Origin of the sequence: Pseudarthrobacter sp. AL07, assembly GCF_029960665.1 — a bacterium.
GTDB lineage: Bacteria > Actinomycetota > Actinomycetes > Actinomycetales > Micrococcaceae > Arthrobacter.
This window is the reverse complement of sequence record NZ_JASBRB010000008.1, coordinates 36077-48220: the sequence shown is the minus strand read 5'-3', so window position 1 is coordinate 48220 and position 12144 is coordinate 36077. Positions and strand designations below refer to the sequence as shown.

At 65.0% G+C, this 12144-nt stretch carries 13 protein-coding genes and 6 tRNA genes; 4 read left to right on the top strand and 15 right to left on the bottom strand.

From position 1 onward, the window contains the following. Nucleotides 1–13: 13 nt before the first annotated feature. The 6 genes from QK290_RS09400 to QK290_RS09375 all read right to left on the bottom strand — a co-directional run bounded on the left by QK290_RS09400 (nucleotide 14) and on the right by QK290_RS09375 (nucleotide 5225). Nucleotides 14–664, bottom strand: a complete 651-nt coding sequence (locus tag QK290_RS09400) for a DUF3000 domain-containing protein (RefSeq protein ID WP_282330403.1) — start codon at nucleotides 662–664, stop codon at nucleotides 14–16. 61 nt (nucleotides 665–725) lie between these two features. After that, nucleotides 726–1841, bottom strand: coding sequence for a low specificity L-threonine aldolase (locus tag QK290_RS09395; RefSeq protein WP_282330457.1), 1116 nt, complete (start codon nucleotides 1839–1841; stop codon nucleotides 726–728). 90 nt (nucleotides 1842–1931) lie between these two features. Next, nucleotides 1932–2693 carry an SDR family oxidoreductase gene (locus tag QK290_RS09390; RefSeq protein WP_282330402.1) on the bottom strand — a complete coding sequence of 254 codons (762 nt, stop codon included), beginning with the start codon at nucleotides 2691–2693 and terminating at the stop codon, nucleotides 1932–1934. Further along, on the bottom strand, nucleotides 2690–4057 hold the full coding sequence (locus QK290_RS09385) for a DUF6421 family protein (RefSeq protein ID WP_282330401.1): 1368 nt from the start codon (nucleotides 4055–4057) through the stop codon (nucleotides 2690–2692). The genes QK290_RS09390 and QK290_RS09385 overlap by 4 nt, the downstream gene beginning before the upstream one ends. 152 nt (nucleotides 4058–4209) lie before the next feature. Next, nucleotides 4210–4719 carry a peptide-methionine (R)-S-oxide reductase MsrB gene (msrB, locus tag QK290_RS09380; protein WP_282330400.1) on the bottom strand — a complete coding sequence of 170 codons (510 nt, stop codon included), beginning with the start codon at nucleotides 4717–4719 and terminating at the stop codon, nucleotides 4210–4212. Nucleotides 4720–4733: 14 nt separating this feature from the next. After that, the gene (locus QK290_RS09375; RefSeq protein ID WP_282330399.1) at nucleotides 4734–5225 is read right to left on the bottom strand and encodes a hypothetical protein; all 492 of its coding nucleotides are present in this window, start codon (nucleotides 5223–5225) and stop codon (nucleotides 4734–4736) included. A 157-nt stretch (nucleotides 5226–5382) separates the two neighbouring features. On the opposite strand from QK290_RS09375, the gene QK290_RS09370 reads away from it, so the two are divergent. Continuing rightward, nucleotides 5383–6648: an alpha/beta fold hydrolase gene (locus QK290_RS09370; RefSeq protein WP_282330398.1), complete on the top strand. Its 1266-nt coding sequence runs from the start codon at nucleotides 5383–5385 to the stop codon at nucleotides 6646–6648. Here the strand turns inward: QK290_RS09370 and ybaK are convergent. The 3 genes from ybaK to QK290_RS09355 are packed head-to-tail and all read right to left on the bottom strand — an operon-like array spanning nucleotide 6645 to nucleotide 8550. Then, nucleotides 6645–7142, bottom strand: a complete 498-nt coding sequence (gene ybaK / locus QK290_RS09365; protein ID WP_282330397.1) for a Cys-tRNA(Pro) deacylase — start codon at nucleotides 7140–7142, stop codon at nucleotides 6645–6647. The two genes, QK290_RS09370 and ybaK, sit on opposite strands and share 4 nt — an antisense overlap. A 24-nt stretch (nucleotides 7143–7166) precedes the next feature. After that, nucleotides 7167–7628, bottom strand: coding sequence for a SufE family protein (locus tag QK290_RS09360; RefSeq protein WP_282330396.1), 462 nt, complete (start codon nucleotides 7626–7628; stop codon nucleotides 7167–7169). 10 nt (nucleotides 7629–7638) lie between these two features. Next, nucleotides 7639–8550, bottom strand: coding sequence for a sulfurtransferase (locus QK290_RS09355; RefSeq protein WP_282330395.1), 912 nt, complete (start codon nucleotides 8548–8550; stop codon nucleotides 7639–7641). A 215-nt stretch (nucleotides 8551–8765) separates the two neighbouring features. Here QK290_RS09355 and zapE point away from each other — a divergent pair, with 215 nt between their 5' ends. Then, nucleotides 8766–9803: a cell division protein ZapE gene (gene zapE, locus QK290_RS09350; RefSeq protein ID WP_282330394.1), complete on the top strand. Its 1038-nt coding sequence runs from the start codon at nucleotides 8766–8768 to the stop codon at nucleotides 9801–9803. Between the two features lie 113 nt (nucleotides 9804–9916). On the opposite strand, the gene QK290_RS09345 is transcribed toward zapE, so the two are convergent. The 6 genes from QK290_RS09345 to QK290_RS09320 all read right to left on the bottom strand — a co-directional run bounded on the left by QK290_RS09345 (nucleotide 9917) and on the right by QK290_RS09320 (nucleotide 10879). Continuing rightward, the gene (locus QK290_RS09345; protein ID WP_282330393.1) at nucleotides 9917–10174 is read right to left on the bottom strand and encodes an antitoxin; all 258 of its coding nucleotides are present in this window, start codon (nucleotides 10172–10174) and stop codon (nucleotides 9917–9919) included. Between the two features lie 153 nt (nucleotides 10175–10327). Beyond that, nucleotides 10328–10399, bottom strand: a tRNA-Val gene (locus QK290_RS09340). A gap of 44 nt (nucleotides 10400–10443) precedes the next feature. Then, nucleotides 10444–10516 (bottom strand) — tRNA-Gly (locus tag QK290_RS09335). Between the two features lie 58 nt (nucleotides 10517–10574). After that, nucleotides 10575–10649: transfer RNA gene (locus QK290_RS09330), tRNA-Val, on the bottom strand. Nucleotides 10650–10688: 39 nt separating this feature from the next. Beyond that, a tRNA-Cys gene (locus tag QK290_RS09325) sits at nucleotides 10689–10759 on the bottom strand. 47 nt (nucleotides 10760–10806) lie between these two features. Continuing rightward, nucleotides 10807–10879: transfer RNA gene (locus QK290_RS09320), tRNA-Gly, on the bottom strand. A 228-nt stretch (nucleotides 10880–11107) separates the two neighbouring features. Between QK290_RS09320 and QK290_RS09315 the strand changes: the two genes are divergently transcribed. Both QK290_RS09315 and QK290_RS09310 read left to right on the top strand, forming a co-directional pair. Next, nucleotides 11108–11179 (top strand) — tRNA-Val (locus tag QK290_RS09315). Between the two features lie 94 nt (nucleotides 11180–11273). Next, complete coding sequence (locus QK290_RS09310) at nucleotides 11274–12134, top strand: cytochrome (protein ID WP_185263309.1); 861 nt, start codon at nucleotides 11274–11276, stop codon at nucleotides 12132–12134. Nucleotides 12135–12144 lie beyond the last annotated feature (10 nt).

Sequence of the window (12144 nt, the reverse complement as noted above, 5' to 3'; positions counted from 1 at the left end):
ACAAGGGACATCCCTAGCTCCGGCGCCGGCGCGGAAGGGCCGCGACGCCGTCGGGCAGAGGGGGGAGGCCGGCGAAGGTGCAGACCATGTCGGACCATGCCTCCAGATGGGCAGTGACGTCCGAAGACGCCGGAGTCCAGGAGGCGCGCAACTCGATATCGATCGACCCGGGCCGGTCTGAAAGTGTTCCAAAGCTCTCCGACAGGACCCGAGTGGCGGTCCCGCCGGCCGCCCGGTAGGGGGCCTTGTGATTCTCCAGGGCCTCCACCAGCCAGGTCCAGGCGACCGTGCCCAGCATTTCGTCGTTGCCCATTTCGGCCTCGAGCTGGGCCCGGATGTAGGTGACAATCCGGAATCCGCCGTCCCAGACTGCTGAGCCGTCGGGGTCGTGCAGCAGGATGAATCGGCCCGTGGCCAGCTCGGTGTCGTCGTCGCCCGCGGTGCCGGACGCCGCGGCCAGGGCCATGGCGGCGGGCCCGTGGACGGGCTTGGTGCCGCTGCCCGGTCCGGACGCCATGACTTCGGCCCCGAGCGCCACCGCGAACGGTGCCAGGCGCGCCGGGGCGGGAATTTCCGCCAGGCGCAGCTCACTCCGGCATTGGGCCTTCCTGAGGGATCCCAAGGCGTGGACAAATTCCGGGGGAACCTGGGCTAGTGCGTTCACCTTCGCAGATTACGCAACGGCAGAGGGCTCCCAGTGCAGGCTCGCCGTCGGCCGGTCCGTGCTATCCGGCTTCCGTGTCCGCGTGGTGGGCCGCAAGTTCCCGTCGGATCGCGGCCACAAAGGCGTCGACATCGTCTTCGCTGGTGTCGAAGGAGCACATCCAGCGGACCTCGCGGGCGGCTTCATCCCAGTCGTAGAAACGGAACGACTCCCGCAGCCGGTCAGCGATGCCGGCCGGCAGGACGGCAAACACGCCGTTGGACTCCGTCTTCTGCGTGGGCTCCACGCCCTCGATTGTGTCCACCGCGGCGCGGAGGCGGGCGGCCATGGCGTTGGCGTGCGATGCCGAGCGGAGCCACAGGTCGCCTTCCAGCAGGGCGATGAACTGGGCGGACAAGAAGCGCATTTTGGAGGCAAGCTGCATGTTCATCTTGCGCAGGAATATCAGGCCATGGGCCGCTTCGGGGTTCAGAGCCACCACCACTTCGCCGTACAGCAGTCCGTTCTTGGTGCCACCGAAGGAGAGGATGTCCACCCCGGCGTCGCGCGTGAAAGCCCGCAGCGGCACGTTCAGGTGCGCGGCGGCGTTGGCCAGCCGGGCGCCGTCCATGTGGAGTTTCATGCCTTTGGCGTGTGCATGATCGGAGATCGCCCGGACTTCATCCGGGGTGTAGCACGTGCCGAGCTCGGTGGTCTGGGTGATGGACACGGCCAGCGGCTGCGCCCGGTGTTCATCCCCCCAACCCCACGCTTCGCGGTCAATCAGCTCCGGTGTCAGCTTGCCGTCGGGGGTGGGGACATGCAGGAGTTTGATCCCGCCGATCCGTTCCGGAGCACCGTTTTCGTCCATGTTGATGTGCGCCGTCGAAGCGCACACCACAGCACCCCAGCGCGGGAGCAACGACTGCAGGGACAACACGTTGGCCCCTGTGCCATTGAACACAGGAAAACATTCGATGCCGGGGCCGAAATGCTCCTCCATCAGACCCTGCAGCCGCGCCGTGTAGTCGTCTTCGCCGTAGGAGACCTGGTGGCCCTCGTTGGCGGCCGCGAGAGCGGCCAGGACCTCGGGGTGCACACCGGAGTAGTTGTCCGATGCGAAACCGCGGACGGACGCGTCATGCAGCCGGGCTGAGGGATTTTCAAGCCGGGGGGCGGCAGTTGCCGTTGTTGTCATTGGTTTGCTCACGTTCTCAGTTTAGGGAGGTCGGGTCCGGCCGGTCAGGGGGCAGTCCGTCAGAGGCGTTGCGGCTAGGGGATGTTGCGGTCATGGGGTAAGGAGCAGGCGCCGGCCGTTCAGTTCGGCTGCCGGGCGGCTGAACAGTCCGACGACGGCGGCGGCCAGGTCCTCGACGTCGGTGGCACCGGGGAACGTCCGTTCCGGGTGCGCCGTCCGGAGTTCCGCGTCCACCAGCGCTTTCACCACCAGGACGACGGCGGCGCCGCGCAGGGCGGTGCCGTTATCCGCGGCCTCGCGGGCCAGTCCCTCCGCCATCGCAAGCGTCCAGGTCTCGGCGGCGGCCTTCGCCGCCACGTAGCTGGCCGTCGTGGCGGTGGGCTTGTCCACCGCCGTGGAGGACACCATGGCAAACCTTCCGGTTCCGGCGGCGGCGAGGTCGGCGTAGAAGGCCCGGGAGACGTTCCGGAGCGTGGTGATGGCACCGCGCTCCAGGAAGTCCCAGGCGGCGTCGCTCTGGTCCGTGATGCCCTTGGCACCACGCCAGCCGCCCACAAGGTGGATGACTCCGTCCATCGCTCCGGCGGTGCCCGCCAGGGCCGTCCGGAGAACCTGGACGTCAGCGGGATCCGCGAGATCGCACACCAGGGGAGTGACGCCGTCGCCCGCTTTTGTTGCGGCTGCATCGATGCGCGTCCTGTCCGAGCCGACCGTGAAGACCCGGAACCCCGCCTGGCGCAGGGCCCGGGCCACCGCGATCCCGGTGGGTCCGCTACCGCCGGTGACCAGGACATTCAGCCCAGGGGAACGGTCCGGAGCAGGGACAACGCGCGGGCCGCCGGATGCGCTCACAGCGCGGACGCTCCGGTGATGCCGGCGGTGGAGTCGATGACCGGTCGCATTTTCTTCTCCAAGGCTTCGTAGAACATGGACAGCGGAAATTCGTCATCCAGCACCTGGTCCGTCAGGCCGCGCGGCGGACCGGCAACCGGAAGTGCGTCGGGTCCCTTCGCCCAGGTTGATGCCGGGTTGGGCGTGACTGTGGCGGAGATCAGCTGGTACGCGGCAAGCCAGTGGGCCATCTTCGGCCGGTCAATGGAGCGCCAGTAGAGCTCGTCGATCGAGGCTCCGAGGGCGATCACCGCGTCCGGCACTTGGTCCCAGTCGATGCTGAGCCGACTGTCGGTCCAGTGCAGGGTGTGGTGCTGGTGCAGCCAGGCGAAGAGCAACTGCCCGCCGAGGCCGTCGTAGTTGCGCACCCGGTCGCCGGTGATCGCGAAGCGGAAGATCCGGTCGAAGATGATGGCGTACTGCACCAGTTTCGCGTGCCGGCGTGCTTCCGGCCCGGCGTCTTCGTCCTGTTCGATCCGGACGGATTCGCGGAAGGCTGTGAGGTCGCAGCGCAGTTCCTCGAGCGAATACAGGAAGTAGGGCATCCGCTGCTTGATCATGAACGGGTCAAAGGGCAGGTCGCCGCGCATGTGGGTCCGGTCATGGATCAGGTCCCACATCACAAACGTGGCCTCGGTCAGTTCCTGGTCGGCCAGGAGTTCCACGGCACCGGCGGGCAGGTCCAGTGAGGTGATGTCTGCGGCTGCGCGCAGGACCCTCCGGAAGCGGGCAGCTTCGCGGTCTGCAAAAATGGCGCCCCAGGTGAAGGCGGGTGTTTCCCGGACGGCAACGGTTTCGGGGAACAGCACCGCCGAGTTGGTGTCATAGCCGCGGGTGAAGTCCAGGAACCTGATCGGCACAAACAGCTTGTTGGAATAGTCCCCTGCCTCAAGGCCGGCCACAAAATCGGGCCAGATGACCTCGATCAGCACGGCCTCCACCAGCCGGCTGGTGCTTCCGTTCTGGGTGTACATGGGGAAGATGACAACGTGCGGCAGGCCATCCTGGCGCTGCAGCTGGGGCTGGAACGCCAGCAGTGACGACAGGAAGTCCGGCTCACCGAAGCCCGCTTTGGCCCACGCCTGGAAATCAGCGACGACGGCGTCAAGGTAGGCTGCGTCGTGCGGGAATAGCGGTGCCAGCTCGGTGAGCGACTCTGTGAGCTCGGCAACTTCGGCCGCTGCGGCTGGGTGGTGGCCCGCGTCGGGTACGGAGCCGTCCTTGATCTGCAGCTCCTGCAGGGACTCGGCGGCGCTCCGGAGGCGGAGCCAGGCGGGATTTTCGGCGGTGATCCTTGGTGGGGCGCCGGTCACGGTGACGGTCATGGTTTGACTGCCTTTCTCATTGCTTGGGCATCTACCGTGAGCGTAGCAAGCAACCAGAGTCCCTAATTCAAATAGAGCCTAAGCATAAGAGACTCTCGGGCTCGAGCGCCCCGTGGGTCCGCCACACATAGGCGGAACCACGGCTGGCGGACTCAGGACTCCGCGGATTCTTCCCCGGCAACGCCGCGCGGTACCAGCGTCAGGGACACCGAATTAATGCAGAAGCGCTGGTCCGTGGGCGTTCCGTAGCCCTCGCCTTCAAACACGTGGCCCAAGTGCGAGTCACAGTTCCCGCACCGGACCTCCACCCGCTTCATGCCGAGCGTCCGGTCGTGGATGTAGCGGACGGTGCTTGTGGCGAGCGGCGCCCAGAAGGACGGCCAGCCGCAATGCGAGTCAAATTTTTCGTTGCTCCTGAAGAGCTCGGTTCCACAGGCGCGGCATTGGTAAACACCCTCCGTGTGGGTGTCCACATACTCTCCCGTGAAGGGGCGCTCCGTACCCGCCTGCCGCAGCACGCGATACTCCTCCGGCGTGAGTTCCTGCCGCCACTCGGCGTCGGATTTCCGGTATGCAGGTTCCGCAGCGGTGGCGTCGGCAGCCTGATCCGGGACCGAATCCGTGGCCTTGTTGTCGAAAATGTTCTTACCAAAGATGCTCATAGTCAGCTCAACGCTCAGGAGTCGCCGATAAATCCCGAACCGGCGTACAGGTGGAGCACGGGGAGCCCCAGCTGGTCCTGGGCTTTGTTGGCCCAGTCGGTGTGGAACGTATCCGCAACTGCGTGCGGACGGGTGACCACGACTGCCTGGGCAGCGCCAAGCTCCTTGACCTTGGCCACAAGGCCGTTGACGGCTCCACCGTCCACCACCTCGCCTGTGACTCCTGCGCCCAGCCCCGCCAGGGCAGTCAGCGAGACGGCGAGCGTCTCCGCAGCCTCGGCCCGTTCAGCGGAGGGGTCCGGGGCATGGGCGGTCAGTTCGCGGAACGCTTTAGCGACGTCCAGCAGGGAGAGATTCTCGAGAAAATCCACCAGCAGGTGCCGTTCAGTGTTACCTGGAACCAGCAGGACAAGGGGGGTGTCCTGCCCGTCCACCAGCCGTTCTATGTTGACGCGGTCGTCCGCGCCCAGGGGTTCTTCGGTCAGGATGACGATTGGATCGCTCATGGCATCAGCCTAGTCGTGCGTACCGGCGCCTGCATCCATTTGGGGCCGCATGGTGGTTGTGGTCTTATACGCGCGGAGTCCTCGGGGCCGGCAGAATTCCGGCGCCACGGGCCGGACGGAATATGGTCAACCCGCCTGCGGCAGTAAGAATGGTTCCATGGCACCTTCCACGCGCACCCCCACGTTGACGGCGGCAGTTCCGATCCAGGCTGACGGCCGTATGTCGCTGCGCGCCAAATGGGCGCTAGGCGGCGTCATTGGCGGCGGGGCGCTTGCCGGACTGCTGGCCACAGGGTCCTCCGCGCTGGCCCTCTATTTTGCCAGGCGTGTGATCACGCCCGTCCGGCGGCGGACGGCGGACCAGGAAGTCCTCGCCGTGCTCCGGGAAGGCGGCGGCAAGCAGGTCATCCTGACAGCAACTCCGGAGACCACAGTGGAGGGCGTCTATGGGTTGTTTTTCGACGGCGGCAAGGGGCACGCCCGGATCGGGCGGATTGTGTCCTATTCGCCGGCGGACGGCACGGTCCTGCGCGAAGTGGAAGCCGTCTATGCCGGCGATCTCGATACGGCCCGCCGCGGATGGTGGAGCGGTGCGCTCTACCCTGATCCCGCCACCGCCGGCATTGCGGCCGAGGACGTGCTGATTGAGGTCGACGGCGGCACGGCACCGGCATGGCTGGTCCGGGCCGGCGGGACGTCCAGGACCTGGGCAATTATGGTTCATGGCCGGGGGGCCACCCGCCAGGAGTGCCTCCGGGCGGTAGGCCCCGCACTCGAACTGGGGCTCACCAGCCTGCTTGTCTCATACCGGAACGACGGGTTGGCGCCATCAGCCGAGGACGGCCGGTACGGGCTGGGATCCACGGAATGGCACGATGTGGAGGCCGCCATCGAGTTCGCCCTGGCCGGCGGCGCCGAGGAAATTGTCCTCTTTGGCTGGTCCATGGGCGGTGCCATCTGCCTGCAGACGGCCGATCTCTCGCCGCACCGTCACCTGATCCGGGCCATGGTCCTGGACGCGCCCGTCATCAACTGGGTCGATGTGCTGGCCCACCATGCGCAGATCAACCGCATTCCGTCCCTGGTGGGCCGTTACGGGCAGCTGATGCTGGGCCACCCCGTGGGCCGGAGGCTCACCGGATTGGCCGCACCCGTGGACCTCAAGGCCATGGACTGGGTGGCGCGCGCCGTGGAAGTCCGGACGCCCACCCTGATCATCCACAGCGTTGATGACGAGTACGTTCCCTATGAACCCTCCGCCCTCCTGGCCGAGCGGAATCCGGAGATGGTCACATTCGAGACGTTCAATCACGCCAGGCACACGAAGGAATGGAACGTCGATCCCGGGCGCTGGGAGAACCTGATCAAGGCGTGGCTTCGGCCTCAGTTGGCTCCGCGGCTTAATCCCGGGCAGAACCGCTAAGGCGTGCGGGTGCCGATGGCGGCTGTCACAGCGGACGTCAGCCGGATAAGGTCCGCCGGCGCAAGCTCGACGTCCAGGCCACGCTTACCACCGGAAACCAGCATCGTCCCCAGATCAAGGGCGCTGCTATCCACCACTGTGGGCGATGACTGCCGCTGGCCAAGCGGCGAGATCCCGCCGAGGACGTAGCCGCTGCGGCGTTCCGCAACTGCGGGGTCTGCCATCGAAGCCTTCTTGGCACCCAGGGCGGCAGCGAATGCCTTGAGGTCAAGGTTTCCGCTGACCGGCACAACCCCGACAGCCAGCCGGCCCTCCACATCGACCATGAGGGTTTTGAAGACCTTTTCGGGTGCAATGCCCAGGGCCTCGGCGGCTTCCGTGCCGTAGCTGGCGGCGGAAGGATCGTGGGCATACGGATGCACTACGAAGGGAACGCCGGCTGCAGCCAGTGCGGCTGTGGCCGGCGTTCCGTTTGAAGAACTCTTGCGTGCCAAAGCGTTCAGTTCCCTGTCAGGGGATTAGGATGCGGGCCGGTAATCAGCAGCGACCTTGCGCTTGATCCGTCCCAGCATGGCGGTCATGCCGCGCATCCGCAGTGGCGTGATGGCCCTTGTCAGGCCCAGCAGTTCCGGCATGTCGTCCGGCACACCCAGGATTTCGGCGGCGCTGAGTCCGTCGAGTCCCTCATGGAGCACACCGGCGAACCCCCGCGTGGTGGGGGCTTCCGGTGGCGCCTTGAAGTAGAGCCGAATGGCGCCGGCCGGGCCGGTGTCGTTCTTTTCCGTCTCAATGGCAAGGAACAGCGGCGACTGGCATTCCACCACCTGCTCCAGGAGTTCGGGGTGGTCCTTCAGCCGGTCCGGCAGCTCGGGCAGTTCGCGCGAGAACTCCAGCAGCAACTGAAGCCGGTCAGGTTCGCTCAGGGCCTGGAAGTCGTCAACGATTTCCGCCAAAGCGGCGGGCAGGTCATGTGTAGTCATCTGTTCCAGTTTACGCCGGGACAGTGCCGCGTTCGGTGCCCTTCGCGATCGGAACCCGTACGGCGTTGCCCCACTCGGTCCAGGAACCGTCGTAGTTCCGGACAGTTTCAAAACCCAGCAAGTACTTGAGTGCGAACCAGGTGTGGCTGGAACGCTCGCCGATGCGGCAGTACGCCACCACGTCGTCGCCGGCGGTCAGGCCGGCCTCGCCCAGGTATAGGGCTTCGAGCTCTTCCCGGCTGCGGTACGTTCCGTCCGGCGCGGCGGCGCGTGCCCAGGGAATGGATGCTGCCGTGGGAATGTGGCCGCCGCGGAGCGCGCCTTCTTCCGGATAGGCCGGCATGTGGGTCCGCTGGCCGGTGTATTCCTCGGGGGAGCGTACGTCGATCAGAGGCTTGCCGAAGTGTGCCAGCACATCGTCCTTGAACGCGCGGATGGGGGCGTCGTTGCGCTCCACCAGGGGGTAGTCGCCGGACGCCGGGACAGTCCGGTCCGTGGTCAGGTCGCGGCCCTCGGCGATCCACTTGTCCCGGCCGCCGTCGAGCAGCCGGACGTCCTCGTGCCCGAACAGGGTAAAGACCCAGAGGGCATAGGCCGCCCACCAGTTGGACTTGTCCCCGTAGATGACCACCGTGGTGTCGCGGGAGATGCCCTTGCCAGCGGCCAGGGCCGCGAAGGCCTCGCCGTTTACGTAATCGCGTGTCACTTCATCGTTAAGGTCCGTGTGCCAGTCGATTTTCACGGATCCGGGGATGTGGCCGGTCTCGTAAAGGAGGACGTCCTCGTCGGACTCGACGACCACAAGCTTTCCGTCCGCAAGGGCGCCAGACTCAAGTGCGGCGGCAAGCCACTCGGTGGATACCAGACGCTCCGGGTTGGCGTAGGCGGCGAACTTCTCGTTTTGTTCAACTGCGTATGACATTGTTGGCCTTTCACTGAGACACAGGGCGGATCTGCTGAAGAAGGAAAACCTGCCTCCCACCCTAGCCACGGCTGGCCGCCCTGTCCGTCACCTTGTTAACAGTGGGAAATATGGCCTTCGTCACGCCATGGCCCCGTGCCGGCCGGATGGCGGGGGAGGCCCGGGCCGTTGCCGGTATTCTTTCTGGGGACAACCCACCAGCAGAACGGACCACCTTGGTACAGATCGAACAGCTTGCCGCCCGCACTCCGGCGGTGTCGGTGGATGAGCTCCTCAAAGGGTTTTATCCGTCCCCACGGTTTGGCCAGGTCTCCTTTGCCAGCTACCGGCCGGACCCGAACCAGCCGTCCCAGACGGCGGCGGTCAAGGCCCTGGAAGCGTTCGCCGGGGGAGTTGGAGCCGGTGACGGCGACGGCCTGTTCAAGAAGCTCTTCACCAAGAAGGTCGCAACCCGGGCGGGGATCTACCTCGATGGCGGATTCGGCGTCGGCAAAACCCACCTCCTGGCTTCGCTGTGGCATGCCGCGCCGGGCCCCAAAGCCTTTGGCACATTTGTGGAATACACCAACCTCGTGGGGGCACTGTCCTTCCGCAAGACTGTTGAAGCCCTGAGCCACTTCAAGCTGGTGTGCATTGACGAATTCGAGCTGGATGATCCGGGCGACACAGTGCTGATGTCCCGTTTGATGCGTGAGCTGGCCGACGCCGGCGTCAAGCTTGCTGCGACGTCCAACACCCTGCCGGGTTCGCTGGGTGACGGCCGCTTTGCCGCCGTCGACTTTGCCCGTGAAATCCAGGTTCTGGCGGACCAGTTCGACGTCATCAGGATTGACGGTGAGGACTTCCGCCACCGTGGATTGCCCGCCGCTCCGGCACCGCTGAAGAACAGCCAGCTCGCTGCGCAGATGAAGGCCGAGTTCGACGGAAAGACCGTGGCGGAGGACGAATTCAGTTCTCTGATCGGCCACCTTGCCGGTGTCCACCCAAGCCGTTACCGGCAACTCATCGACGGCATCGACGGCGTCGTCTGGCGCAACGTGGAGACCATCACCGAGCAGGCCGTGGCGCTTCGGTTCGTAGTGTTGGCGGACCGGCTGTACGACAAGGATGTGCCCATCCTGGCCAGCGGCGTCCCCTTCGACAAGCTCTTCACGGACGAGATGATGCACGGCGGGTACACCAAGAAGTATTTCCGTGCGGTGTCCCGCCTGACCGCGCTGGCCCGCGAGGGCCAGAACCACGAGCCGTCCTAGGCATCGGCCGGGGAAGCCGGGCCTTCAGTTAAACGACAAAGGCGCGGGTGCCGCCTCCCGGCGGGACCCGCGCCCCCTTGACGTGCTCGGGCAGAGCCCAGGCCAAATCCTTGTTACGGAGCCTTGTCAACCGGCGGAACCGGGGTGACTGGCGGAGCCTGCTCGGTGGCAGGTGCATCGCCGGGTGTTCCGTCATTTGCGTCAACGAATTTGGAAGCGCCCTCCTGGACTTTGTCCACGTGACCGGTATACTTGCCGCCAGTCTTTGAGTCGACGAAATCGCCGGCTTTCGTGATGCCGTCCCTGATGGCCTGCTCGTTGCCGTGGATAAGACCCTGAGCCTTGCCCTTAAGATCGTCAATCAGTCCCACGAGCACCTCCCTTCAATCGCGGAGCCAGTTTGCTCCTCCGCAACCGATCCTAGACCTGTCTGCAGGGCGTGCCAAGCGCTGTGACAAATGTTGTAAAGTCGGGGCCGGCCTTTTCGGGCAACAAAAAAGCAGCTCACGGGGAGCTGCTGTGTGTGGGCGATACTGGGATCGAACCAGTGACCTCTTCCGTGTCAGGGAAGCGCGCTACCGCTGCGCCAATCGCCCGGAACCGGGAATCCGCCCATTTCGGATTTATTACTGGGGTGGAGAGCGGACGACGAGATTCGAACTCGCGACATCCACCTTGGCAAGGTGGTGCTCTACCAGCTGAGCTACGTCCGCGTATGAAGTACAGCCCGGCGGGTGGCCTGGCCGACTGCATGAAGCAAGTTTCCTTGCTTGGTGGGCGATACTGGGATCGAACCAGTGACCTCTTCCGTGTCAGGGAAGCGCGCTACCGCTGCGCCAATCGCCCATTTCGTCCGGCCTGAACCGGAATCCATGGTTTTCACCGAGGTGGGTACGGGATTCGAACCCGTGTGAACGGCTTTGCAGGCCGCTGCCTCGCCTCTCGGCCAACCCACCGTGTTAGCTCTGATTCCGAAAAACCTTTGCCGTGACAGTGTCCTGCGAGCGGACGACGAGATTCGAACTCGCGACATCCACCTTGGCAAGGTGGTGCTCTACCAGCTGAGCTACGTCCGCATTTGGGCCGCAGAATCCGTGCCGTTTCGGGCATTTCCTCGCGTTCCAACGAGTAAGAACTCTATAGGAGGTTCAGGGATTCTCCAAATCGAACGTGCCGCAACGGCGGCAATGCCCCTGGATCCCTGCAATCTAGGGGATCTTTCTAATTACAGGCGTGTAATTCGAGGCTGGTCCCGGCTCGATTTCCATAAACCCCGCCGGGTCGGCTAGCATTCAAAGGCATCGGGGCGATTGGCGCAGTGGTAGCGCGCTTCGTTCACACCGAAGAGGTCACTGGTTCGAACCCAGTATCGCCCACCGAGGAATCTGGTCCGTTTCCGCTCAGCCGAGCGGAAACGGACTTTTTTTGTGTGTCCGCCATTCTGTCAGCCCCCTGTGAAAGAGTCTTTGTATGACTGATCCACTCCTTGCCCACGCCACGGAATACGGCCGGATGTATGCGCGGTCCACCTCCGAGCAGTTTTCCGTTCCGTCCATCACCACCGTGATCGGCCAGCAGCCGCACGGACTGGACGGCTGGTTCGGTTACATGGGGGCGAGTAGCCTGGCGAAGGATCCGCTGCTGGCCGATTGCCTGGGCAGTCCGGCGAAAATCCGGCAGGCCGTCAACCGGGCCTCCAAGGCCGCGGAAAAATACCGCGACGAGGCAGCCAAACGCGGTGACCGCGTCCATAACTACTGCGAGCAGGTTGCGCTCCGTGCCCTGGGCCGGCCCCACACCATGAGGGAGACGCGAGAGGCCCTTGCAGCCAACGGCGAGGAAGGCTTTGCCCTGCGGTTCGATGAATGGTGGGAGCTCTACGGAGTGGAGCCCATCGCCCCGGAGATCACCGTCTGGAACAAGTCAGTGGGCTACGCGGGGACGCTGGACCTCGTGGCCAAAATCAACGGCCGGATCTGCGTTATTGACTACAAGACCAAGGGCACCACGCGGGACGGCACCGTCAAGCCGCTGGACGACAAAGTTGTCATGCAACTGGTGGCGGGCATGAAGGCCGAAGAAAGCCTGGTGGATGCCGTGGCCGGGGAATGGGAGCCTTGGAAGTACGGCGAGAACCCGCTGCTGCTAGCTGTGGCCATCGGGGAAACAGAAGTCCGTCCGGTCCGCGCCAACCCCGACGTCCTCAAGCATCACTGGTGGAAGTTCTGCGCGCTGCGACGGGTCTGGGAACTGTCGGCCGATACGCTCGCCGCCGGTTCCGCGCTTCTTCCGGTTGCGCCGCCCGTCTCCGCGCAGGCCCGCAGCGCCTAGCAGGGCACGC

Bases quoted from the DNA above. Each gene is read 5' to 3' on its own strand.
- QK290_RS09360 (WP_282330396.1), bottom strand. From the start codon at position 7,628: ATGACTACACATGACCTGCCCGCCGCTTTGGCGGAAATCGTTGACGAC.
- QK290_RS09385 (WP_282330401.1), bottom strand. From the start codon at position 4,057: ATGACCGTCACCGTGACCGGCGCCCCACCAAGGATCACCGCCGAAAAT.
- QK290_RS09370 (WP_282330398.1), top strand. From the start codon at position 5,383: ATGGCACCTTCCACGCGCACCCCCACGTTGACGGCGGCAGTTCCGATC.
- QK290_RS09375 (WP_282330399.1), bottom strand. From the start codon at position 5,225: ATGAGCGATCCAATCGTCATCCTGACCGAAGAACCCCTGGGCGCGGAC.
- msrB (WP_282330400.1), bottom strand. From the start codon at position 4,719: ATGAGCATCTTTGGTAAGAACATTTTCGACAACAAGGCCACGGATTCG.
- QK290_RS09355 (WP_282330395.1), bottom strand. From the start codon at position 8,550: ATGTCATACGCAGTTGAACAAAACGAGAAGTTCGCCGCCTACGCCAAC.
- QK290_RS09310 (WP_185263309.1), top strand. From the start codon at position 11,274: ATGACTGATCCACTCCTTGCCCACGCCACGGAATACGGCCGGATGTAT.
- QK290_RS09395 (WP_282330457.1), bottom strand. From the start codon at position 1,841: ATGACAACAACGGCAACTGCCGCCCCCCGGCTTGAAAATCCCTCAGCC.